General features: G+C 43.4%; 16 protein-coding genes. 2 read left to right on the top strand and 14 right to left on the bottom strand.

The features are described 5' to 3' along the window. Positions 1-106 precede the first annotated feature (106 nt). The 5 genes from C4S38_RS10305 to C4S38_RS10285 form a co-directional block, all read right to left on the bottom strand. Positions 107-1,717 (bottom strand): dipeptidase, encoded by a 1,611-nt coding sequence (locus tag C4S38_RS10305; RefSeq protein ID WP_103983679.1) that lies wholly within the window; start codon positions 1,715-1,717, stop codon positions 107-109. Positions 1,718-1,791: 74 nt separating this feature from the next. Further along, positions 1,792-3,543, bottom strand: a complete 1,752-nt coding sequence (locus C4S38_RS10300; RefSeq protein ID WP_103983683.1) for a DEAD/DEAH box helicase — start codon at positions 3,541-3,543, stop codon at positions 1,792-1,794. Positions 3,544-3,668: 125 nt separating this feature from the next. Continuing rightward, positions 3,669-4,724 (bottom strand): tyrosine-protein phosphatase, encoded by a 1,056-nt coding sequence (locus C4S38_RS10295; protein ID WP_103983678.1) that lies wholly within the window; start codon positions 4,722-4,724, stop codon positions 3,669-3,671. A gap of 72 nt (positions 4,725-4,796) precedes the next feature. Continuing rightward, entirely contained in the window at positions 4,797-5,726 is a 930-nt protein-coding gene (locus C4S38_RS10290; protein ID WP_103983677.1) for a carbohydrate kinase family protein, read from the bottom strand. 6 nt (positions 5,727-5,732) lie between these two features. Next, positions 5,733-6,344, bottom strand: a complete 612-nt coding sequence (locus C4S38_RS10285) for an SIS domain-containing protein (protein ID WP_103983676.1) — start codon at positions 6,342-6,344, stop codon at positions 5,733-5,735. Between the two features lie 269 nt (positions 6,345-6,613). On the opposite strand from C4S38_RS10285, the gene C4S38_RS10280 reads away from it, so the two are divergent. Next, positions 6,614-7,834: a M16 family metallopeptidase gene (locus C4S38_RS10280; protein ID WP_103983675.1), complete on the top strand. Its 1,221-nt coding sequence runs from the start codon at positions 6,614-6,616 to the stop codon at positions 7,832-7,834. A 6-nt stretch (positions 7,835-7,840) separates the two neighbouring features. Here C4S38_RS10280 and C4S38_RS10275 read toward each other — a convergent pair whose 3' ends face one another. Continuing rightward, on the bottom strand, positions 7,841-9,241 hold the full coding sequence (locus C4S38_RS10275) for an alanine/glycine:cation symporter family protein (protein WP_103983674.1): 1,401 nt from the start codon (positions 9,239-9,241) through the stop codon (positions 7,841-7,843). Positions 9,242-9,449: 208 nt separating this feature from the next. Between C4S38_RS10275 and C4S38_RS10270 the strand changes: the two genes are divergently transcribed. Continuing rightward, on the top strand, positions 9,450-11,777 hold the full coding sequence (locus tag C4S38_RS10270) for a TonB-dependent receptor (protein ID WP_103983673.1): 2,328 nt from the start codon (positions 9,450-9,452) through the stop codon (positions 11,775-11,777). Between the two features lie 26 nt (positions 11,778-11,803). Here the strand turns inward: C4S38_RS10270 and C4S38_RS10265 are convergent, their stop codons facing one another. The 8 genes from C4S38_RS10265 to C4S38_RS10230 form a co-directional block, all read right to left on the bottom strand. Beyond that, a complete protein-coding gene (locus C4S38_RS10265) occupies positions 11,804-12,526 on the bottom strand; it encodes a ComEA family DNA-binding protein (protein WP_103983672.1) in 723 nt (240 codons plus the stop codon). Positions 12,527-12,602: 76 nt separating this feature from the next. Further along, positions 12,603-13,973, bottom strand: a complete 1,371-nt coding sequence (locus C4S38_RS10260) for a sodium-dependent transporter (protein WP_099464698.1) — start codon at positions 13,971-13,973, stop codon at positions 12,603-12,605. 21 nt (positions 13,974-13,994) lie between these two features. Then, a complete protein-coding gene (locus C4S38_RS10255; protein ID WP_103983671.1) occupies positions 13,995-14,648 on the bottom strand; it encodes an ABC transporter ATP-binding protein in 654 nt (217 codons plus the stop codon). Between the two features lie 32 nt (positions 14,649-14,680). Then, positions 14,681-15,391 (bottom strand): tRNA threonylcarbamoyladenosine dehydratase, encoded by a 711-nt coding sequence (locus C4S38_RS10250; protein WP_103983670.1) that lies wholly within the window; start codon positions 15,389-15,391, stop codon positions 14,681-14,683. A gap of 314 nt (positions 15,392-15,705) precedes the next feature. Continuing rightward, entirely contained in the window at positions 15,706-17,751 is a 2,046-nt protein-coding gene (locus tag C4S38_RS10245; protein ID WP_103983669.1) for a beta-L-arabinofuranosidase domain-containing protein, read from the bottom strand. A gap of 114 nt (positions 17,752-17,865) precedes the next feature. Beyond that, positions 17,866-19,413 (bottom strand): sulfatase family protein, encoded by a 1,548-nt coding sequence (locus C4S38_RS10240; protein ID WP_103983668.1) that lies wholly within the window; start codon positions 19,411-19,413, stop codon positions 17,866-17,868. Positions 19,414-19,444: 31 nt separating this feature from the next. Then, positions 19,445-21,058: a RagB/SusD family nutrient uptake outer membrane protein gene (locus C4S38_RS10235; protein ID WP_103983667.1), complete on the bottom strand. Its 1,614-nt coding sequence runs from the start codon at positions 21,056-21,058 to the stop codon at positions 19,445-19,447. A 20-nt stretch (positions 21,059-21,078) separates the two neighbouring features. Then, complete coding sequence (locus C4S38_RS10230; RefSeq protein ID WP_103983666.1) at positions 21,079-24,318, bottom strand: TonB-dependent receptor; 3,240 nt, start codon at positions 24,316-24,318, stop codon at positions 21,079-21,081. Between the last annotated feature and the right edge of the window lie 157 nt (positions 24,319-24,475).

Here is a 24,475-nt window from a genome sequence, read left to right as displayed (position 1 = left end):
CGAATCATTTGTAGAGTTGATACTACAAAGGTAACTTCAGCTTAACTATTTTCATTCTCTTTGGCGAGTTTTTTTTATCTCATGGGGATTTCATATGTGTAAATTATTAGAATCCTCTTGCAAACATTTTCCAGAACTCGTCGGCAAGGTTTTGCCAGTGTTGCATGGTGGCTCCGGCAAAGTCGGCCGTATATCCGGTCAGGAAGGCATTGGCGGCAGCGTCGCCCTTTTCTGCCCGTATGGCTTGGTAGCGGCTTTCTACAAAGGGCATTTCTGCTTGTCCTTTTTCTTCAAAGTGGGCGATGCCCTGGTTTATGAATTCCTTTGTCAAGCCCCAGCGTACGGTGGCTAGCTTATTTGCTTTGCGGTATTTCCAAATGGCGGCATCGTCGCGGTGGCGGTGTTGCCCGCAGATGTTGAAGGGTTCGGGCAGCTTTGTTGTTCCGCAGAAGATTGGGAAGCGGGGGCTTTCGCCGGGGTTGTCCAATGCCATCCATACTACGCCTCCAACGGCATCGGGCAGCCAGCTTCTTAGTTGTATCACGGTGGAATAGGAGCATTGGGGTACGGCTACCAGACGGTTGCGCGTCACGGTGCCTTCGCGGACGGCGTTCAGCATATTGATCATGTCTGTTGGTATCCACGGATTGGCAGCGGGGCTGATGATGGTGTCGGTCGTGTTTGTTTCTTTGTCCTTTACGGCTACCTTCAGGTTCTTGGTGACGTCCCATTCCGTCCCTTCGTATGTTTGGCGGAGCAGGGCCATTACGTCGGTAACGTTTACAGGCTTGTCCGGTTTTACGCTGATTGGCAGTTCTTCCTGGTCGAACGACAGCTTTAGCGAAGGGGCAAGCGCATTCAGAATGAAGTATTCGCGTACGCTGAATGATTTCGGTTCTCCAAAGTAATTGGCGCCCGCGTATGCTTTCCAGAACTTGAAAGGCTCTTTGCCGTCCCAATATCCCAGTCTGCGGGCTACATCGTAAACGTTGGCCGAGGCCATGCAGTTGTCTTTGTCTTTTAGGTTGAGAGTCGAAATTCGTGGGATGTTGGCCGATACGCCTACATGGTCGTCGGGTATGCGTACGGCAGCCCATACACCGCCTATTTTGTCGGGTCCTTCTCCAAAGAGTTCAAAGTGCCATACTTCGCGGGTGTCTGCAATGGTAAGGCATTCGCCTGAATCGCCATAACCGTATTTGGCAACCAGTTCGCCTATCAGGCGGATGGCATCACGGGCGGTTGTGCAGCGTTGTAAGGCTATCTTTTCGAGTTCTTCAATTACGAACATGCCTTTGGGGTTCTCCAGTTCTTTGCGGCCGGAGATGGTGGTCTCGCCTATGCCCAGTTGTTTTTCGTTCAGGCAAGGATAGGCTGTGTTAAGATATCGGTAGGTGGTATTCGCTTCGGGGATGGAGCCTTTATATTCCATCCGGTTCTGATCGTTGTAGTATTCGGTGTGCATCCTGCCGGTATAGATAGCAACAGTGGTGTCGTTGTTGTGTGTAGTTCCCGGTATGATATCCATCCATGTGCGGTAATTGCCGTCGCATGTATGGCTGGTTATGACAGAGCCGTCTGCCGATGCTTTCTTTCCCACCATGATGCTGGTGCAACTTTCCGGAGAATTAACAGGCTGTGAGTATTCAATTTCCTGTGCAATGACGGGTCCCCCGCAAATTAGCAGAGCGAGGACAAGGTTAACTATTTTATTCATATCGTTGTATGTTTAGGAACAGCGTGTAAAGATATAAAAAAAGCGATACCTTGTAAAGATACCGCTTAGTTGTTTTATCTGTTAAATCTTTTCTTCCTTGCGTCCCGTTCGGAAGAACTTCTGCGCCAGGGTTTATCCGAGCTGCGTCCTTTGCGGTCTCCTCCTCCGAAGTCTCTGCCGTCGCGTTTGCCTTTGAAGCTGCTTCCTCCGCGTCCTTTGCGGTCTCCTCCTCCGCCTTTCTGGGCTTGTGCCGGTTCCACGGAAATACGGCGGCCTTCTATTTCGAAGCCGTTCATACTGTCCATAACGCGCTTTGATTCACCTTCTTCTACTTCAAAGAATGAGAAGTTGTCGCGCAAATCTATCTTGCCGATGCGTACTTTGCCGGGAACGCATTTGTTGACAAGTTCTATCAGTTGGTTCGGGAATAATCCGTCCGCTTTACCGAAGTTAAGGAAAAAGCGTGCAAAGCCTTCTTCTGCTTCATGGCCGCGACGACTGCCGCGTTCCCCTCTTTCCCCTCTCTCTCCGCGTTCAGATCGTGAACTGCGTTCATCTACTACCTGGATTTCGTCTGCATCTTTGTAATAGTCTATCATGCGGTTGAATTCCATGGATACAACGCGTTTGATAATGTCTTCTTTGTCCAGCCATTCCAGTTTACGGAAGATGGAGGGCATAAGTGAAGCGATTTCTTCTTCGTCTACTTTTACTTTCTCAATCTGGTCTACCAGGTTGAACAACTGCTTTTCGCAGATTGCATGTCCGCTCGGGATTTCTCCTTTTTCGAACTTCTTGTTCAGTATGCGTTCTATTTCGCGGATTTTGCCTTTTTCTTTTATATGGCAGATAGCGATGGAGATACCGGTTTTGCCTGCACGTCCTGTACGTCCGCTTCGGTGTGTGTATGATTCCACTTCATCAGGCAAGCCATAATTAATAACATGTGTCAGGTCGTCAACGTCCAGTCCTCTGGCTGCTACATCTGTTGCTACCAGCAGTTGGATGTTTTTTACGCGGAACTTCTGCATTACATAGTCTCGCTGCGCCTGGCTCAGTTCTCCGTGTAAGGAGTCGGCATTGTAGCCATCCTGTATCAGCTTATCGGCAATCTCCTGAGTTTCTTTACGTGTACGGCAGAAAATGATACCGTATATGTTGGGGTAAAAGTCTGCAATACGTTTTAGCGCCAGATATTTATCGCGTGCATGAACCATGTAGTAAACATGCTTGATGTTTTTATTACCCTCATTCTTCCGTCCGATAACGATCTCTTTCGGGTTGTTCATGTACTTCTTTGTAATGCTGGCAATGCCCTGTGGCATTGTAGCAGAGAACAGTAGCATATTGCGTGAAGCAGGAACTTCCGCCAAAATTGCGTTAATGCTGTCGGTAAAGCCCATGTTCAGCATTTCATCCGCTTCGTCCAGAATTACATTCTTTATATTGCTAAGGTCTACTGTTTTACGGTTCATTAAATCCAGCAGACGTCCCGGAGTGGCAACTACTACGTGTACTCCTCTTTTCAGCATCTTTATCTGGCTTTCTATGCTTGATCCGCCATATACGGGTAATACTTTCAGATTATCGATATATTTGGAATAATCATTCAGATCGTCTGCGATCTGCAAACAAAGTTCGCGGGTAGGACATAGGATAAGAGCTTGTGGCTGATATATATGAACGTCAATTTTTTGTAGGATCGGCAAACCGAATGCTGCAGTTTTCCCTGTTCCTGTCTGTGCGAGTGCGATTACGTCATTATCTTCTCCCAGTAAGAAAGGAATCACTTCCTCTTGTACGGGCATGGGCGATTCGTAGCCCATTTCTTGAATTGCCTTTAATATAGGTGCGGCAACTCCTAATTCTTCAAATGTTTTCAAAATGCGATGTTATATATTGTGTATAATATTCAGAACGTGCAAAGGTACGCAAATAATTTTGATACACATTAATATAGAAGCATATCTTTTATTTGTTCACGTTTCTTTTCTGTTAATCCTAAACCTTTTGACAGGTATTTGTTTACTGACCCGTATTCTTTTATAATTTTTTGGGAGGTCAGATCCATTAAAGATATATTCGCTGTGAGCAGGACAGTTATGCTTTCCTGGGCATCTGTGCTGAGATCACGAGCCTGATAAGCGAAATGCCCTACATCGATATAGTTGTTGGAAGCCAGATAATCCTGTTCAATGATCTCTTCGGGTATTCCTAACGCGGAAAGTAATATGAATGCAAGAAAGCCTGAGCGGTCTTTGCCTAAAGAACAGTTAAACAGGATAGGGTAATTGTTTGCATCTTCAAATAGGTCTAATGCCTTTGCAAACTGTGCACTGTTGTCTGTTACGAATTGCAAATACTGGTCTTGCATATAAAGGATGGCATCCCCTTTTTTTATTTTATCTTCCTTGATACGTTGAGGTATTTCTGCCATTTTCCCTGCGGAAACGGGTATATGAACAATATTTGCATTGCTGTAACGGATAGGGGCTGCGGTAATCTCCTGTTCTGTGCGAAGATCGATAATCGTTTTTATTCCAAGGTTGTTCAGGCGGATGGTGTCTAGTTCGGTTAAGGAACTTAATTGTCCGGAACGAAAAACTTTGCCCCATTTAGTCATTTTATTATGCTTATTGAAATACCCCCCTAAATCGCGGAGGTTTTGTATGCTATCCATTATAACAGACCGGGCGCCTACTTTCTGGTAATATTTATCATTGAATGACAATAGAAAGTATTTCCGGGTGATATTGTCATTTGTAATATAAGTGGAGACACCATCCCTGATATTTGCGTATCCGGCCGGAATTGCCGTGTTGAATGTTTCAGGATTATCGGAAACATATATTTTCAGTGTCCCTTCAATCTGAGGATCTGTTTCCCATTTGATTATGTAATTGCCAATGTCGTCGCGTAAACAAAGGGAACGTATCTCCGGTGTATTGGAAGTACATCCTATAAGCGTAGTTATACTGGTGAATAAAAAAAGAATTTTACCAATCATCGTTGTTTTACAATATGCTTTGTTTACAAAGATAATAAAAACGGAATCTTTTGTAGCCTGGCTTAATGTTATTTAAGACTGTCTCGGATAAGTGGCTGCAAATTCTTCGGATATGTAATTGTTATAGCTTTGACATACCTCCGATGCAAAATCCATACCGCAGCGTATGATCTTCTCCCACTTTTCTTTACTTAACGTATTCAGGTCTGTATGGCGTACATCTTGTTGCAACAGGCCGAAAATAATTCCTGCATTAAAATTATCGCCGGCTCCGATTGTACTTACGGGACGAATGGAAGGGGCATCAAAATGCTCATTCATCGTATTGGTGAATAGGTTTACCCCGTTTTCGCCATGCGTCGAAATAAAACGGCTACAATAGAATTTGATATGTTCTTTATATACGGTTTGCATGTCTGTTTTGCCAAACAGATTTAGAAAGTCTTCATCCGAACCGCGTACTATATCTGCATATTCAAGGTTTTCAAGAACGGTTGGAGTCAGGCGGATTGCTTCGTGGGCATGCGCCTTGCGGAAATTCGGGTCATAATAAATAATGGCCTTTCTTTCGCGTGCGTATTGTAAAAATTCAATCATCCGGCTTCTTAATACCGGATTAAGGGAATAGTAAGAACCGAATATGAATATATCGTCTTCATTGATACGGGGTAATGCAACTTCCAGCCGTTGTGCCGGATAATCTTTATAAAAGATATAATTGGCATTATTTTCATCATTCAGGAAAGCTAAAGAAACAGGGCTTTTTCCATCAGGAAAACAATCTACAAAGTCGGTAGAGATATGGTTCTTTTCCATAAACTTCCGTATGATTTCTCCGACCCGGTCATTTCCTATTTCGCTGATAAAAGAAACCGGGACGCCTATCCGCCCTAATGATACCAGCCCGTTAAATACAGATCCTCCCGGTACGGCCGTATGCGGTTGGTCTCCTTTGAATATGATATCGAGGATAGTTTCTCCGATGCCAATTACTTTTCTCATAGCGTATTATTCATTTTTGCTTTGTTCACGGCTTTTTGATCCCAAATAGCCGCCATGATGCCGTTTGGCGTAGTCTTTATTATTGAAGTTAATACGCTTCATCGTGCTGACTACCAGAATATCTCCAATAACGGTCATTACGGTTGTGGATGTGGTAGGCGTAAGCCCTAAAGGACAAACTTCTTTAGGAGCACCGGTTAACAAACAGACTGTAGCCGCATTGGCTAAAGGACTATCCGGGTTGCTGGTTATAACGATAAATTTCATATCGGGAGCCAATCCTTGTGTCAATTCTACTAATTCGACTAACTCACGTGTTTTGCCGGAATTGGATATAAGCAACATAATGTCATTATCCCTGACAATGCCCAGATCGCCGTGTTGGGCTTCGCTTGGATGCAGAAAGAATGCAGGAGTGCCGGTAGAGCTAAAAGTTGTAGCGATGTTCATCGCGATTTGCCCGGCTTTGCCCATTCCGCTCGTAATCAGCTTTCCTCCCAGCTCGTGTACGTGATGTGTAATGAGTGATACGGCTTCTTCATAACCCGGAGAAATAGGAATATTACGTACTGCCTGGGCTTCCTGTTCCAATAATAAAGAGATGCTCTCGTGTGTCATAACTGTCGTTTGTAATATTTAACGGCCTGATTGTTTTTTAATACCGATTTGCAAAAGTACCTACTTTTGGTGATACTCGCATAATAAGAACCTTATAATTTCATCCCGATCATTTTAGAAAATCATCGGGATGAATTTGAAAAACGATCGGGATCGTTTAATTATTTATGATAAATGGGTTAAAGGCAAACATGGATATACTTTTGTGTTATGGTAAAAGAACAATATATTATATGTACTTTTGCGGCGTAATTTAAGTAAAGGTAGAAATGGAATACTTTTCTCATATATTATCTAACGGGCTTCGGATTGTTCATCTTCCTGTCGATTCTCCTGTGTCTTATTGTGGATTTGCGGTTAATGCCGGTACGCGTGATGAAAATGCAGACGAATTTGGCTTGGCTCATTTCGTGGAGCACATGGTGTTTAAAGGAACGAAGAAGAGGAAAGCCTGGCATATCCTGAACCGGATGGAGAATGTGGGCGGAGAGCTAAATGCTTATACAACAAAAGAAGAGACTTTTGTGTATTCTGTTTTTATGGAAGAACATTACCGGCGGGCTTTTGAATTACTTATCGACCTGATATTTTATTCTCAATTTCCGGAACAAGAGATAGAAAAAGAGGTGGATGTGATTCTGGACGAAATTAATTCGTATGAAGACAGTCCCTCCGAATTGATATTTGATGAATTTGAAAACCTGCTCTTTAAGGATCACGCATTAGGGCATAATATATTAGGGGGTGAAAAATCCCTTTTGAACTTTGACTCCGGATCAGGACGTTCTTTTATGCGTCGTTTTTATGCTCCCGAAAACATGGTGTTTTTCTCTATGGGACGTATCTCTTTTAGTAAGATCGTGAAAATGGCTGAAAATGCCTTGACGGGAATCTCATTTCCGATGGCTGAACGTGTCCGTAAAGCACCTGGCCCTATTCTTCCCTGTGAAAGAAAAATACATAAAGATACGCATCAGGCACATGTGCTGATTGGAGGCCGGGCTTACAGTATGTTTGATGAGAAACGTATTCCGCTGTTTCTCCTTAATAATTTATTGGGCGGTCCGGGAATGAATAACCGTTTAAATGTATCGCTCAGGGAAAAAAACGGATTGGTGTATAACGTAGAGTCTAATGTCACCTCTTATACCGATACCGGACTGGCAAGTATTTACTTCGGTACCGATCCTAAAAATAAAGAAAAAGCGATCCGGCTTGTGCATAAGGAACTGGATAAATTACGTGATGTGAAATTGTCGGCAACGCAATTGACTGCTGCGAAGAAACAGGTTATTGGACAATTAGGTGTGTCGGGCGACAATCGTGAAGGTCTTTTTTTAGGTCTGGGGAAAAGCTTTCTTCATTATAATCGTTATGATACATTATCCGAAGTGTTCGCTAAGGTAGAAAAACTGACAGCCGAAGAGATACAGGAGGTAGCAAATGAAATTTTTGCCCCCGATAATTTATCAAGTCTTATTTATGAATAATGGTTTTTACCAGCATTCTATTTCCCCTTTGAGCTCCGGTATATCGGATTTGGAAAATACCGGGTTTTTAATGCCTTTCTTTTTCTGTAAAAGATAATCTTTTAGTAAGAGAAACGCTTGTTTGCTGAGTAAAGAGATGGCTATCAGATTACAGATTGTCATCAGTCCCATTGTAACATCCGCCAGGCTCCATGCCAGATCCAAGCTTGCCAATGCTCCGAACATGACCATGCCGCCTACCAGAAGACGGTAAAGAAACAATATGCTTTTCCTTGAAGTGATGAAACGGATATTTGCTTCTCCGTAATAATAGTTACCAATAATACTGCTGAAAGCGAAAAGCAGAATTGCTAAAGCCACGAAAATACTGCCTATATTGCCAACTTCGTTTGTCAGGGCATGTTGTGTGAGTTGTACGCCATTGATGGAACCGTCCAGCGGTGCACCGCTGAACAGGATAATAAATGCTGTGCACGTACATATAATTAATGTATCGGTAAATACGCCCAAGGCTTGTATTAATCCTTGCTTTACCGGGTGCGACACATCTGCTGTGGCTGCTACGTTGGGAGCCGATCCCATACCAGCCTCATTACTGAATAATCCTCGCTTGATACCTTGCATAAGTGCAGCCCCTACAGCTCCTCCGGCCATTTGTTCCCAACCGAAAGCATTAGCAATGATGGTTTCGAATACCTCGGGTAACCGGGTGATATTGAATAAGACGATTCCTAATGCCAAGGCGATATATCCTAACGCCATTACCGGAACAACAATACTGCTTACTTTAGCAATCCGTTGTATGCCTCCGAATATAATAAATATGGTGAATACTGTAATAATTACTCCCACCAGAACGTGGTCTATGCCAAATGCCCCTTCCCACGCGGCACAAATGGTATTGCTTTGTACCGAGTTGAAGGCAAAGCCGAATGTAATGGAAATCAATATGGCAAATAATACTCCCATCCATCTCAGTTTCAGTCCGTACAGCATGTAGTAGGCCGGGCCGCCGATAAACGATTCTTTCCCTTTTCTTTTATATAATTGTGCCAAAGTAGATTCTACAAACGCACTTGACGAACCCAGCAAAGCAATCAGCCACATCCAGAATACGGCTCCCGGGCCGCCAACTGCAATTGCAGTTGCTACGCCTGCCATGTTGCCTGTGCCTACACGGCTGGCCAGTGATACGGCAAATGCCTGAAACGAAGAAATATGTTTCTCTTCTTTATTATGCGTGGTACCGGAATCTCCTAATAAACGAATCATTTCCCCGATCATGCGGAATTGTACGAAACGGGTTTTCAGGGTAAACCATACGGCACAACCCAATAACATAACGATTAATATGTATGACCAAAGAATTTCATTTATTCCACTGATCCATCCGTTTAATATATCCATAAAGGTAGCCTTCCGAAATAATAAATTTATCTGATGCAAACATACATAAAAATCTATATATATGGATGTTGCTGAATGATCTCTGAATTTTATTATGATTTTTTGCTTTTGAAATGTAACCAGTAATGGTGTTGTGTCGTCTTATCAACAGAAACAAATTACAAACGGGACAGGCCATCCTGCGAAGAAAAAATAACACAATAGCATTATGAAACGGATAAGTATGGTAATCGTGCTGCTTTGCTGCATGGTAACAGAAGTTTTTGCCCAAAATTTAATGATAAAAGGACAAGTGAAAAATGCCCAAAGCAATGAGACATTGGAATTTGCCAATGTAGTATTGCAAACGCGCGACTCGGTTTTTGTTCAGGGCACGACTACAAATGAAAAGGGGAATTTTTCGCTTGATAAAGTAATGTCAGGCAATTATATATTAGTCGTTTCCAGTCTTGGATATAATACAGGATATATAACGTTGGATGGTTTTTCTAAGAGCGTTGTACTTGGCGATATTTTGCTGGGAGACGCGACTGTGTCTCTGGATAATGTAACAGTTACTGCATCCGGACAGACAAGTCGCATGGACCGCAAGATTGTTTTTCCTTCCGAACGTCAGTTGAAGGCTTCTTCTAATGGGATGGATCTGCTTCAACAAATGATGTTGCCGCGTGTTCAGGTAGATGTATTGAACAACCAGATTAAGATGCCGGGAAATGGGGTGGTTCAATTACGTATTAACGGGGTGAAGGTTGAACAGGAAGATATAAAGGCCTTGATTCCTTCTGATATTATCCGTATAGAGTATCATGATAATCCGGGGCTTCGTTATGGAAACGCCGATATTGTATTGGATTATATTGTGCGCCGTCCGGACACTGGAGGTAGTTTTGCTGTGGATATGGCACAGGGATTGAATGCTATGTGGGGAGAATATAATGCGTCGGCCAAGGTGAATCATAAAAAATCGGAATGGGGTGCTTACTATCGTATCGGTCCGCGCGATTTCTACGGACTGAAACGTAATAATGAAGAAGAATTCCATTTGGCAGACGGGACATCATTAAACCGTGTAGAAATTGGAGAACCCTCGCGAGGCCGTATGTTCATGCATAATCTGAATCTGAATTACAGTTACCAGGAACCTGAAAAATATATGTTTAATGCTGCTTTTCGCTATAATACCACGCACCAGCCGTATTGGGATTATAGAGGCGTATTGATGAATAAGAAAAATCCGGATGATAAGGTGGATATGATCGACCGTAATGACAATGATTATAAAACCCCGGCTTTGGATTTATATTATCAGCGGAATTTAAAGAATGACCAGACCCTGGTTTTTAATCTGGTTGGAACCTATAACAAGACAAAAACAGCCCGTGTTTATAAAGAGAGCCGCAATGAAGAAGTGCTGACGGATATTAATAACAGGGTTAATGGTGGGAAATATTCATTGATCGGGGAAGCCATTTATGAGAAAAAACTGGGTAATGCCAACCGTATAAGCGGGGGGTTGAGGCATACGCAATCGTATTCGGATAATGCTTATATCAACGGACATAATTATAAGACTCACATGGTACAGGCAGAAACCTTTATGTATGGCGAGTTTAAAGGGAAATTAAAGAAAGTGGATTATTCTTTGGGAGTAGGAGTAAGCCGTTCTTATTATGATCAGCGTGGTTCGGACGAAGAATATGAACGCTATACGGTTAATCCCCGGTTAACTCTTTTCTGTCCGCTTCCCGGTGAATCTTCTGTCCGTCTTAAAGCAACCATAAGGAATGTGACTCCTTCATTAGGCGAATTGAGTGCTATTGACCAGATGATTGACTCTTTGCAGATACAACGCGGTAACCCGGATCTGAAAACATATATGAGTTATTATACCGAATTGAATTATGAGTTCCGCAAAGGTTTGTTTTATACCAATTTTACCGGTGCTTATGAGTATCAACCTGATGCTATCATGGATGAAAAGTATCAGGAAGGGAATAAGATTATCCAGACCTGGGATAACCAGAAGAATTGGCAACGTGTGGTTGCAAATGCCAATATAAAATTCGGCCCTGTTAAAGATATTTTCCAGATTTCTTTTGATGGTGGTGTGAATCATTATATAAGTAACGGAAATACCTATAAACATCGTTACACGAATTGGTGGTGCGACGTTAATGCATCCGTAACCTGGAAGAAATGGTCGCTTTGGTATATGGTGATCACAAATTGGAACTGGTTTAAAGGTGAGACATTGACCGGCGGAGAAAATATACAAGGTATTATGTTGAGCTATCGCCATAAGGGTTTAAATGTAGGGATGCGTGTAATAAACCCGTTTACGGATAATTATAAGGTTGAAACAGAGAATTGGAACAAGTATGCTTCTTATAAACGGTCGATGTATATAAAGGAAAGTTCACGCTTGTTTGTAGCAACTGTTTCTTATAATTTCTCTTTCGGACGCAAATACAGTGCCGGACAGAAGAAACTTAATAACTCCGATAATGATTCGGGCGTTATGAGTACAGGAAAATAAAAATACTCATACACTTTGCTGTTTTTTTAATCAAAGGACAGGTAAGGGACTAAATGTTCCTTGTCTGTCTTTGTAAACTCTTCAAGTAACTGCAGGTTTTCCCATCCGGAAAGTCTGCCTTTTTGCTTTACCAGTTGTTCGATGCAGCGAGCTTGCCGGTAACTGATATAAGGATGTTTGCTTAGCTTTTTCGATGACATTATGTTAACATGAAGCTGGCGGATCAATGACACATCTACCGTAAACCACGATTTCATTGCTTCATATCGTTCTTCGTCTATTCCATAGACTTCGCTAAGCTGTGTAACAGAGTAAAATCCGCCTAATAAGTTCCGGTACTTGATGATGCGTCGTGCAAAGGTGCTTCCAATACCCGGAACTTTCTTTAAGATGGTGGTGTCGGCAGAGTTCAATTCTACGATTGTCCCTTCAGGGAATTTCCGGGTATAAAAAGACTTTCTTTCGGATGGAATTTTATTTTCTCCCCGAAGGAATCCGGATTTCTTCCGAAAGGAATGTTTGGAACTTTGGAAACCGGATGATGGATTCTTGCTTTGCGGATTGTTGGTACGGGTTGCTTCGGATGGAACGGCCGTATTGTTAAATGAAGCCGTTGCCTTAGGCAAATCGGCCTCTTGTTTATTTTCTTTGAATTGTAAAGCGAGCCACGAAAGAGAGATCAGTATAAGTAATACGGTTAATGCTCTCCTTTCTCCTTTCGAGAAATAAAATAAATCACGCCAGTTCATAGTTCCAGGTTTTAATAATATGTATTGTAAAGATAGGAGTTACCTTTTGATAGGCAAGTAACTCCTGTTTTTTATTTTAGAAAAGGCGGGTGATCCATTTGATAAGGCCTAGCTCATTTACAAAGATGATACCGATTGCAACCGGGGCAATGTACTTTATGAAAAAGGCGTATGTGTTGAACAGGTAAAACTTGACAGTCCCTTTATTCGTCAGTTCTGCTTTCAATACTTTTTTATCAATGCGCACCCCTACAAATATGCAGATGAACATGCCTCCCAGCGGCATCATGATCTTGGCCGTGAGATAGTCCAATGCATTGAAGATGGTCAGGCCACCTATGGTAAACTCCTTCAGCATGCCGAAAGAGAGGGAACAGAGGATAGCAATAACAGATACGCCTGCGGAGACAAACCAGGCTGCTTTTTTTCTTGTCATATGATATTCTTCGTGTACGTAGGCTGTGGCTACTTCATGTAAAGATATTGTGGATGTAAGTGCCGCCAGTGCCAGAAGGATAAAAAAGATCAGCGACCAGATATTGCCGAAAGGCAGTTGCTCGAATACGTTCGGGAGGGTGATAAATACCAGTTCTGGCCCGGCAGTCGGTTCAATACCGAAACTGAATACCGCCGGAAATATCATGATCCCTGCAAGCAACGCTACCAATGTGTTTAGAGCAATAACTTGTATGGCTGTCAGCTGTAGTTTCGTATCGCTCGAAAAATAAGAAGAATAAGTGATAAGACATCCCATGCCTATACTCATCGCAAAGAATGTTTGCCCCATTGCACTTAAGATAACCGATGATGTAATTTTATCGAAATCCGGTTTAAACAAGAACGAAAGCCCTTCGGACGCTCCGTCCAGAGTAATAGAGCGTACACATAAGATGAGTAATATCAGGAACAATGCCGGCATCATTATTTTGGATGCCCGTTCGATTCCTTTTTCTACACCCGAGATAATGATGAAATGGGTCAGTGCCACGAATATCAGTGTCCAGCCGATAGGTCGTAAGGCGCTACTTGAAAAGGTTTCGAAATCGGCAGTAAATTCGGATGCCGATTTGCCGGCCAGTGAACCGGATATAGCCTGCCATATATATTCCAGCGTCCAGCCGGAAACAACCGAATAGAATCCGAGAATAAGAAAGGCGGCCAATACACCGTTGTAACCAATCAGACTCCACTTCGTACCGGGTGCCAGTTTCTTAAATGCTCCGGCTGCATTGCTGCGTGAGTGGCGGCCTATAAAGAACTCCGTAATCATGATCGGAAGCCCGAACAAAACGGTGCAGATAATAAATACCAGCAGGAATGCACCTCCTCCGTTTGCTCCTACCATATATGGGAAACGCCAGATACTGCCTAGCCCTACGGCACAACCTACGGTGGCTAGTATTACTCCTATCTTGCTTCCGAATGTTACTCTGTTATTTTGTGTCATATAAAAAATACTTGATTTGGTTTATTCTAATACCACGCCGTCTTTGATGTGTATAACCCGGTCTACGTTCGATGCTAATTGTTCGTCGTGGGTTACGATGACGAATGTTTGTTTCATCTGCTCCCGCAATTCAAAAAAGAGCGCATGCAGTTCTTCTTTGTTCTTCGTGTCCAGGCTGCCGGACGGTTCATCGGCAAGGATAACTGCCGGATTGTTGATCAAGGCGCGTGCTACGGCTACCCGTTGCTTCTCTCCGCCGGAAAGTTCGGCCGGTTTGTGGCCCATGCGGTCGGACAGCTTCAGGAAATCGAGCATTTCTTTCGCTCTCTTTTCTGCAACTCCCGGTTTTTCTTTGGCTATTAATGCCGGAATCATTACGTTTTCCAGTGCTGTAAACTCAGGTAAAAGCTGGTGGAACTGAAATACGAAACCAATATTTTTGTTGCGGAAAGCAGCCAGCTCTTTGTCTTTGAGCCGCCCGGTTTCTGTTCCGTTGATGATTAAGCGTCCACTGTCCGGAGAGTCCAGGGTTCCGATGATTTGAAGAAGTGTCGTTTTTCCGGCTCCACTGGGACCGATGATGGCTACTATTTCACTTTTTTCTATCGTGAGGTCGATGCCTTTCAGTACTTGAAGGGTGCCGAAGCTTTTCGTTATTCCTTGGGTTTGAATCATATCGATTGGCAGTTGAAAATAATAATTGACGATTAAATATTGCGTATTACGTAGGAGGCCAGATAACAACCAAACAGGGCTGGCATATAGGATACCGTGCCGGTGGTTGATCGCTTGCATTGTTCGTTGTCTATTTCTATGATGGCATCCGGATTGGCCATTTCGGTTGAGAAGACAACCGGTACGCCGCGATTGATGCCCATTCCGCGGAGCCGTTTCCTGACGGCTTTGGCAAGGGCACAGCTGCATGTTTTCGATATATCGTCGATCTTGACTTGCGACGGATCTGCTTTGGCTCCGGCTCCCATAGAGGAAATAATAGGAATGCCCCGCTGGCAGGCGTGATAAATGAGGAATACTTTGGGGCTGAGTGAGTCGATTGCATCGACAATGAAGTCGAATTTTGCCGATAGCACTTCTTCTGTCCGTTCGTCGCGAAGGAATTCGTTAATTACCGTCAGCTTTAGCCTGGGATTTATGTCCGTCAGACGGCTGGCCATTACTTCTGCTTTGGGTTTCCCCAGGGTGGAATGAAGTGCGGGAAGTTGCCGGTTGAGGTTGCTTTCGTTTACCGTATCGGCGTCAACAATTGTCATGTGGCCAATTCCGGAGCGGCAAATCTGTTCTGCTGCATAAGCACCTACGCCGCCCAGTCCGACGACCAATACATGCGCTTTGGCAAGATATTCCATGCGGTCTGCCCCCAGCAAAAGTTCCGTCCGTGTATTCCAACTGTAACTCATTTATCTTTTTTTGATTACAAAAGTAATAAAACAGAAGGAATTGGCTTTGGATTCTTTATATTTTAACGAAGAAGGAGCTTCGGAGTGGTACAAAACTATCACCGGAGCGCCGGCGAAACCTCTGTAGGGCTACAAAGGTTTGCCGGCGCTCCGGTAACTATTTTGTAGGGGTACGAAACCATTGCAGCTACGCCGGTGATCATTTTGTAGGGCTACAAAACCTTCGCCAGTACTCCGGTAATAGTTCTGTACCCCTACAGAGGCTCCGCCAGCGTGTGGGTCATACTTTTGTAGGGGTACGGAGCTATCCGGGCTTAATCCCGAATAGGAAATTCGGTAATGCGAAGCGTTGTGCAGCCATACGGAATCAATTCGATCGGTTCTTCCTTGCCGGTATCTTCGCCAATTTGGATGTAATAGGCTACGTCTGCAGCCGAGCCACGGGATAGTGTCCATCCGTTCAGCCGTTTTCCTTTTGCCTTGATCTTAACAGGCGCGTTTTCCACGTTCCAGGGATAAGTTGAAACAGAGGTGTTTTTTTCTACAATGAAAGATTTTCCGATAGATTCGGGGCGCAGGTCTTTGTGTGACAAAGCATAGTTCCACGGGCTGTCTGAAGTTACTTCATAATACCACGGGCCATAAATTGCAGCCTTCTCGGGTTCAAAGTTTTTCTTCTCCCATTTCTCGTCCATCTTCAGTGCATAGAGTAACGGCCCGCGTTTAATTACGGCAGCACCGTCGTACCATTGTTCGGATTCTACCTGCATTGGGAATTGGATGCTTAATTGATCGCCGTTCTTCCACTTGCGGTTGATGCGTGTAATTTCGCCGGCAAAAGCTTCGCATTCCAATGTTTGTCCGTTAAGCATGATCACCGGGTTCTGGCACCAGGCCGGGATGCGCAAATGGATCGGGAAGAATGCCTCTTTTGTCTTCTCCGGGAAATGGATGTCGAATAGGACTTGTTCGTCAAACGGGTAGTTTGTTTTTTCGTCAATCTTTACCGTAACGTTGTCTGCTACTTTGGCTGTTACCACAGACGGCGCGTAAACCAGGGCGGCTATTCCGTTGTCTGCCGTGGCATACCAGAGGTTTTGCACCAGCTTAGGCCAGCCCTGATGAAGATTGGACGTGCAACAAGGATAACCTGTAAGTGTTCCGAAAAGAATGTCCGTATCTTCGTGTGGAGTTACGAAGTTGCGCCATTCCCGGGAAACGGTTACCTGATTTGTCTGCTGGTAATACTGGCGGGCATCGTAATTGTCCGTAACCTGTGTTGGCAGGGCGTTGTAAGCTACGCGTTCCAGATGATCGGCCCATTGCACGTCGCCGGTTATTTCCAGCATTTTTTCCAAAGAGAGCATCATTTCGACGGCTGTACAGAGTTCGGATCCGGTTGTAGGGCTGCCAAACCGTAATAATTCGTCGCCTCCCCATAATCCGGTAGGCAGGCCTATCGTGTTGCGGATCGTGTTGCAGGCGGTTTTTACGGCTTCCAGTTGTTTTTTGTCTCCGCTTTGCTGATAGTAGATAACGGGTTCTTTGAATCCTTGTCCCAGATTTACACAGTGCAGGCTGTGCTGGCGGGCGAGATAATCTTTCTCAAGGAAAATCTTAGTCCAGTCAAACGTCTGTTTGTGGATCAGTTCACCCAGATCGAGCAGGAATTTATCTCCGGTGATGTTGTAAAGCCAATATACAATCATCAGGTTATCGCCTCCGCGTTGTTCTCCCCAGAAAGTCCATTTGCCCAGGGGAGAGGTTGGCAACTCATTAAGCTGGTATTTGAAATAGTTTGTGAGGAATGGGATGACGCGCTGGTCGCCGGTTGCCGAATAATATTGCTGCATGATTTTCAGCACCACCATCTTGGGCCACCAGTCGTGGGCGTTGTCGCGTTGCAGACCGGGTTCGTAAGGGCGGTCGGTATCGGGGCCGAAATAGCCGTTCTCTTTTTGTGAGGCTAGCGTCCATTCGATCCAGGGCTTAACCTTTTCGATCAACTTCTGGTCGTTCATGATGTAGGCTAACGGAAGAAGACCGTCTATCCAGTACGGCCCGCGTTCCCAGACGTCGCCGTCACCTCCGAGCCAGCCGTTGCGTTGTCCCATGACTTTCTCGTATATCTGGTCGAGGTTGCCGGTCATGCCATCGGCCATGCGCTTTAGTTGTTCGTTCAGCCATCCGGACGGTTTGATTGTTCCGATGGGAAGCTCCATATAGGGCTTTGTAACTAAAGGATAACGATTGTTTTGATAATTCAGATTGATACTTTCATTTCTTCCGGCTTCCGTGTTTGCAGACAGCGGAGCAGCCGTAATGAAAGCCGCCAGTGCGGCCATTGCTACGTGTTTCATGGTCGTGATTTAATTAGAGAATTATAAAGAATTTAATAACACTTCCCAAAAATAGGTATTTATTTCTGAAAAGTGTTATTGCGGATAAATAATCGACCGTACCCGATCTGTTTGTCAATCCTGAGTACGGCGGGGTTCAATTGGAGGTAGCGGGCCAAACTCGCCATGTGCGGCCGCCTTGATGCTGTAGTTTTTGTACATCCAATGGTCGCGATACCAGGTACAGGGCTTGAACTCGTCGTTAAGTTCTTTCATCTTGCCGCTCATTCCGGTTCTTAATTTATTCAAGACACCGGCATATTCTTTCTTATCGATAACGTTCTGTTTCATATGAGGATCTTTTTCTCTGTCGAACAGCAGTTCCGAGCCGTCTACCAGATATTTGGCATAAGTATAGCGCTTGTCGCGAACGGCACGCCACTCAAAGCCGTCTTTCCATTGATAAGTATGTCCCATTCCCTGCATGAAAGCGAATGGAGGTTCTTCCCCTTTTTCATGGCGAAGAATAAAACTCAGGTCTTTGCCTTCCATTTCCTGTGGAATCTGTTTATCCAATCCCATTAATCCTAAAAGGGTGGGAGTAATATCCGGTGTATTCAGGCAGGCATCGCTTTTCCCTTTGGTTCCTAATTTGGGATAACGGATCAGGAAAGGGATGCGTGCGGCTTCATCGTAAAACGTCAGTTTGTACATCTTGCCTTGCGATGCGAACATTTCTCCGTGGTCGGAGGTAAAGACAACAATCGTGTTGTCGGCAATCCCCATGTCGTCTATAGCCGATAATATGCGTCCGAATTCTTCATCGATTGAATTAACCATAGAGTAGTAGCAACGCATGGTTTCCTGATAGCCCCCTTCTTTAATGAAGCTTTCTTTCCAGGCGGAATCGCCGTCAAAGAATTCCTGAGGAACACGGTCCATATATTTGTCCGGAACGTTGTTGAAATTGTCCGGAAGTTCAAAGCTGGTGTTTTTAAACTTCTCATAACAATCTTTTTGGACATTCTCTTTTGTCCATGGGTCATGCGTTGGATTCCATGAGAGGAACAAGGCAAACGGTTTGTCTTTATTCGCTTCTTTTTTAATGTAATCTACGGCTAATCCTGTAAAGACATCCGGGCCGTATTGCCCGGTTAAGTCCACTTTTACCTGTTCTCCGTTTTCATCATCCGTGTAGTAATACGATTTATAACTGTCGTGGTTAAATGAATAGGCAGCCCAGTATCCGTCGAATCCCATGCGTTCGGGGCCACGTTCGTAGCTTCGGCGATGCTGGTCGTTCAGGTGCATTTTGCCGATATACCCCAGATTATATCCGGCATCGTTTAATACGTGGGCTATTGTACGATGGTTCGGATTCATGTTGATTTCATTTATTACCATGCCTGTCGAGCTTGTATATTTCCCCGTGAAAAGACATGAGCGGTAAGGGGCGCTTACCGGAGTTACCGAAACAGCATTTTCGAAATTGACGGCTTGCCTGGCAAAACCGTCGATATTAGGTGTAATGGCTTTGGCATCTCCGGCATACCCCAGCACATCTGCCCGTAATTGATCTGCGAATACGTAGATCAGGTTGGGGCGGGATTGTTCTTGTGCCGACAGGGTAATGCCGGATAATAAAAAACCAACTCCCAAAACACTACAATTGAATATCTTCATATTATATAATTATTAATTCGTTGAAAATACATTATTCGTAATTAGGATTCTGGCTTAACTTGCTGTTGGAATCCAAAACACGCTGGGGTATTGGGAATACGGAACGATAATCACTGCTGCTTTCATGCGATAACCATTTTGCTTTAGTGTACGTACCAAAACGGATCATGTCGCGTCTTCTTGTGAATTCTCCGGCAAACTCCCAGCCTAATTCATCGTAAAAGCGTCCGAATTGTTCGGGCATACGCGTATTCTGCGGAGTAAGCGTATAATTAGTAACTGTCCCATATTTGTAGGAAGATGGTTCTTGAAGTTGTGCACCGGTAACATTCGCCTTTTCAGGATGATCTTTAAAAGCCCGTGCTCTGACTGTACTAACCAGTTGGGCTGCTTCGTCCGCCTTACCTGTCCGCAGTAAAGACTCGGCTTTCATCATGTATACCTGTGCCAAGCGGAAAATAACAAAATCATTGTTCAAACCGGCACGTGCACCTTGCACTATTTCGTATTTGAGCCATCTTACGCCTTCGCCTTCACCAACGTTTACGCCGTTTGGCATTTTGTTCTCATATACCAGCGGTTTGTTGTTCATATCCGTAAATCCAACACAAGGATCTCCGTTCGCTTTAAATTGAGGACCAGATAACCACGTTGCATTCAATCTTGCATCGTCCGGGTCATACGTATCGATAAATTGAGGCACTCCTTTATAAGAGCCGGTTCCGCTAGGCGTAGCTTCCAGATTGTAAGTATCTTTATTTGCTTTATGCAGTGCATCGCGATAATATTGGAATCCATTAGCATAAATTTCATCATACGGAACCACCAGAATGTTTTCCAAAGAGTTTTCGTTATGTGTAGAAAATGGAGTCTTGTAATCTGCATCCAGTTGGTATTTACCCGAATTAAGAACGGCATTACATTCTTCTATACATTTATCCCACATAGGAGTACCTACATATACTTCTGCATTCAGATAAACATTAGCAAGTAGTGCATGCGCTGCCCATTTGGTGAATCGCCCGTATGTATCGTTTGTTTTGTCTGTGGGCAGATCTTCAATTACGGCCTTGATTTCGGATGTTACAAAGTCAAACATCTCTTGTCTGGTGGAATTGGAAGGCAGATCGTTTGATGGTTCTGTCATTAACGGCGCGTTATTCCAATTATCCATAATAATCCAGTAGTGGAAAGCGCGCAAAACACGTACCTCTGCTATCAATCGCTTTTCATTCTCGTTCGCTGCAAGTGGAAATTCTTTATTATTAAGCTGACTTAAAACCCGGTTTGCCAAAATTACTCCCGTATATTGATTTTTCCACAAATCGAGAATAAGCGTTTGCTCCGAATTCCACATGTGGCGGTGCATACGCCGGTATACACCGCCATCGTCCCATCCGCCAATCATATTTGCAGGCATTATTATTTCATCCGAAGAAATTTCTTGTGTCCGGTTTCCTGCGCCGTAGTAGCCTCTTAAGTTTGCATATATGGAACCAACGGCTTTTGTTGCGTCACCAAGAGTATAGTTATAAGAGCTTTCTGTGATGGAAGAATATACCTTTTCATCGAGGTTTGTGCAAGCAGAAGTCATAAGGAGTGCTGTTGCACCGAATGCCAATAGATGTATATTGAATTTATTCATGATTTTCTAGTTTTAGTAGATTAGAATGTCAGTATAGTTCCAAGAGTAAACGAGCGTGTGGACGGATAACGTTCACGGGTATCGCATCCCGGATTCAGGCCACTGGCGTTTACCTCCGGATCTACACCGCTGTAACCGGTTATTGTAAACAGATTGCTTCCTGAGAAATAAAGATTTACTCTCTTTAGATAATTATTTTTTAGATTGAATGTATAGCCTAATGTTATGTTATCGATTTTCCAATAGTCTCCTTTCTCTATATAATAACTTACATATTGTAACTCTTGCTGGCTACTTAACTTTTTGCCGTTCAGTTTAGGTCCGAAAGCCGTATTTAGCAGATTGCCTCTTGCCAGGAATATAGGGCTGTCATAAAATAATTTAGGCATATTCAATATATCAAACCCAAAAGCGCCGCGCATATTGACAGACAGATTAAAACCTTTGTAACTGAAGTTATTTATCCAACTCAAAAAATGTTTGGGTAAACCATTCCCAATAACTTTTTTATCATCAGGTTGCTGTTCCAATATAGGTTTAGGATTACCGTCTTTATCTTCAATAACCCAGCGTCCGTCTTCATCAATATCTACTACTTTGAATCCGTAAAAATCTCCAACTCCTCCGCCAACATACAAACGATGGGTACTCTGTTGGATTGGTTCGCCGGTATTCCCTTCATCCAGAAAACCTGATTTTAATTGAAAACGATCATTGGAAAGAGACAACAATTTGTTCTTATTGGTAGAATAATTGATAGTGCTTCCCCATGTAAATTCTTTTGTTTGTACAGGAATGAAATTCAGGCTGATCTCAAGCCCTTTGTTTTCCATTGTTCCTGCATTTGCGATGATGTTTTCGTATAAATAAGGAGGTTGGGCAACCTGGTATTGCCATAACATATCTTTTGTTTTACGCTGATATAAATCGATGCTACCACTGATACGTTCTTCCAGGAAACCGAAATCGATACCTACGTTCCATTCTTCTTTCTTTTCCCAACGGAGATCGGGATTTGAGTTGGAGGATGGTTTGATAGTCGGTATCCATCCGTCTGCTGTATAAAAATTATCACCTGTTGCCAATTTGCTTAATGATAAATAAGGTTCGGTAGGGATTGTTCCGGTAACACCGAATCCGGCACGTAACTTTAATGTGCTTAATATATTCTTTGTGCTTTCCATGAATCCTTCATTGAATAGATTCCAACCTGCAGAGAAAGCAGGGAAATTACCCCATTTATGGTCTGCACCGAACTTGGAAGAGCCTTCGTGGCGGATGCTTGCAGATAATAGATATTTATTATCAAAATTATAATTTACGCGGGCAAAGAATCCGATAAGCGTGCTTTCTTGTTTTTGAGTAAGTTGTGTCGCTTCACCTCTCTTCAAAGCGGCACCGGAGCCCATATCATTATAAGTATATTGATCAGATGGAAAATCCCAGTTAGTCATGGCAGACCTTTCAAATATGTCATTCTGGTATGAATAACCAACTAATCCTGTTACATCGTGTAGTCCGAATTGTTCTTTGTATTGGGAGGTCACTTCAAGTAAATTCTCTCTTTTGTAAATACTTTTCTTTGAAGCATAACCATTTTTGCTGTCTCTGATCGTGGAAAGATGTTTCTTTGTTTCTGCGTAACCCTGGGTTTCATTGAATGATGTACGGGAGCCTAATACCCTGATGAACCATTGACGGATAGGAGTAAGTGTTACTGTTCCGAATGTCCGCAATTGCGTGTTTTTCGCTTCGCCGCTACTTTCTTCTATAAGAGCAAGAGGATTGGCATATTCATGTATTTCGGTATGTTCAATCCAATTACCGTTGTCATCTTTTGGACGTTCTGTCGGATTGTTGATTAAAGCATTCCGATATATTTCACCTTTGAAACTGGACTTATAAGTACCGTTTTCTGCATTATCTTTTTCTCCCAACATACGGTACTTCTGTTCACGTCCCATGATGTTTAAGTTGAACTTCAATAAGCCATCCCACATGCTGTGGTTAACTTCCAGACGTGAAGTTAATACATCGTTGTTCGATTCTTTTATAATACCTTGTGCCGACTTATAATTAATATTCGCAATATAATTGGTATTTCGCGTACCACCTTTTAAGCTGGCATTTGTAACCCAGGATACAGGAGTACGTGTAATTTCGTCCAGCCAATCGGTATCATATCCAAAGTCGTTGGCCCCTGCAACGCCCTGACTTACAAGTTCGCGATATTCGCCGGCACTCATCATATTCAGCTTTTTCTTTACTTGCTGGGTCGTAACATAGGCTTGTATATCTATAGATAGAGGGGTTTCTCCCTTGGCTTTTTTTGTAGTGATAAAGATAACGCCATTGTTACCACGCGTACCGTAGATAGCTGCTGCCGAACCATCTTTTACCACATCGATACTTTCTATGTCTTCGGTGGCAACTGTAGTAAGATCACCGGGAACACCATCAATAATAACAAGAGGTGAAGTGCTGGACCTCAAAGTTCCTACACCACGTAACATAATTTGTGTGGAAGCAGTTGGATCTCCATTGGGTAATACTACTCCCAGTCCGGCTACTTTACCTTGTAATAACTGGGCGGCATCCTGTACGGCTCCTTTAACGAACGATTCGCTTTTAATACTGGCAATGGAGGAGGTCAATTCGCCTTTTTTCTGTGTACCGTAACCAACTACTACAACTTCGTCCAATACCTGGTTGTCGCTTTTTAGCTGAATGTTATAGCTGTTTTGATTATTAATGGCAACTTCTTGCGTTAGATAACCAATATAGGAAATTTGTAATATGCTTCCTGAGTTTGGGACTTCCAGAGTAAATTTCCCGTCAAGATCCGTAATCGTTCCGTGATCGGTGCCTTTAATAATTACATTAGCTCCAATAACCGTCTCTCCGCGATCATCTATTATTGTTCCTGTAATTGTCCTTTGAGACTGTTGTGCAACCGACGCTTCACGGCGCATTAACATAATATTGTTTCCTTCCATTGCATATACGACATCTGTTTTGTCGAAAATATCCGACAGAACTTCTGTAACTGTGCGGTTGGATGCCGTAACAGAGGTTTTACGGTGCAGATCCACTTCTTTACTGTTATAGATAAACAGATAATCCGTTTGCTTTTCTATTTCTTCCAGAACTTTCCGGGTGTCTACGTTTCGCACTTGTATGTTGACTCGCATCGTTTGGGAATTGACGGATGCAAACATGCCGGCGGTAAACATAAATAGCGATATTAAAGTTAACCTCATCCTTCTAATTGTTTTGTGTTGTGTTTTTTCAGGGCACAAGAATCTCTTATTCCAATTTTTTTTCATACTTTTGTTTTCTAATGATGTTAGCACTTGTAATTTTCGTAATAATTCATTAGGGTGCTGACTTTGACGCGGGGTGTGTGTGAATATACCC

The organism is Parabacteroides chinchillae (assembly GCF_900108035.1).
Taxonomy (GTDB): Bacteria; Bacteroidota; Bacteroidia; order Bacteroidales; family Tannerellaceae; genus Parabacteroides; species Parabacteroides chinchillae.
This window is presented reverse-complemented; position numbering and strand designations above follow the sequence as displayed.

Bases quoted from the DNA above. Each gene is read 5' to 3' on its own strand.
- C4S38_RS10275 (WP_103983674.1), bottom strand. From the start codon at position 9,241: ATGGATATATTAAACGGATGGATCAGTGGAATAAATGAAATTCTTTGG.
- C4S38_RS10280 (WP_103983675.1), top strand. From the start codon at position 6,614: ATGGAATACTTTTCTCATATATTATCTAACGGGCTTCGGATTGTTCAT.
- C4S38_RS10295 (WP_103983678.1), bottom strand. From the start codon at position 4,724: ATGATTGGTAAAATTCTTTTTTTATTCACCAGTATAACTACGCTTATA.
- C4S38_RS10230 (WP_103983666.1), bottom strand. From the start codon at position 24,318: ATGAGGTTAACTTTAATATCGCTATTTATGTTTACCGCCGGCATGTTT.
- C4S38_RS10260 (WP_099464698.1), bottom strand. From the start codon at position 13,973: ATGACACAAAATAACAGAGTAACATTCGGAAGCAAGATAGGAGTAATA.
- C4S38_RS10245 (WP_103983669.1), bottom strand. From the start codon at position 17,751: ATGAAACACGTAGCAATGGCCGCACTGGCGGCTTTCATTACGGCTGCT.
- C4S38_RS10290 (WP_103983677.1), bottom strand. From the start codon at position 5,726: ATGAGAAAAGTAATTGGCATCGGAGAAACTATCCTCGATATCATATTC.
- C4S38_RS10300 (WP_103983683.1), bottom strand. From the start codon at position 3,543: ATGGGCTACGAATCGCCCATGCCCGTACAAGAGGAAGTGATTCCTTTC.
- C4S38_RS10270 (WP_103983673.1), top strand. From the start codon at position 9,450: ATGAAACGGATAAGTATGGTAATCGTGCTGCTTTGCTGCATGGTAACA.
- C4S38_RS10285 (WP_103983676.1), bottom strand. From the start codon at position 6,344: ATGACACACGAGAGCATCTCTTTATTATTGGAACAGGAAGCCCAGGCA.
- C4S38_RS10255 (WP_103983671.1), bottom strand. From the start codon at position 14,648: ATGATTCAAACCCAAGGAATAACGAAAAGCTTCGGCACCCTTCAAGTA.
- C4S38_RS10250 (WP_103983670.1), bottom strand. From the start codon at position 15,391: ATGAGTTACAGTTGGAATACACGGACGGAACTTTTGCTGGGGGCAGAC.
- C4S38_RS10235 (WP_103983667.1), bottom strand. From the start codon at position 21,058: ATGAATAAATTCAATATACATCTATTGGCATTCGGTGCAACAGCACTC.
- C4S38_RS10240 (WP_103983668.1), bottom strand. From the start codon at position 19,413: ATGAAGATATTCAATTGTAGTGTTTTGGGAGTTGGTTTTTTATTATCC.
- C4S38_RS10305 (WP_103983679.1), bottom strand. From the start codon at position 1,717: ATGAATAAAATAGTTAACCTTGTCCTCGCTCTGCTAATTTGCGGGGGA.
- C4S38_RS10265 (WP_103983672.1), bottom strand. From the start codon at position 12,526: ATGAACTGGCGTGATTTATTTTATTTCTCGAAAGGAGAAAGGAGAGCA.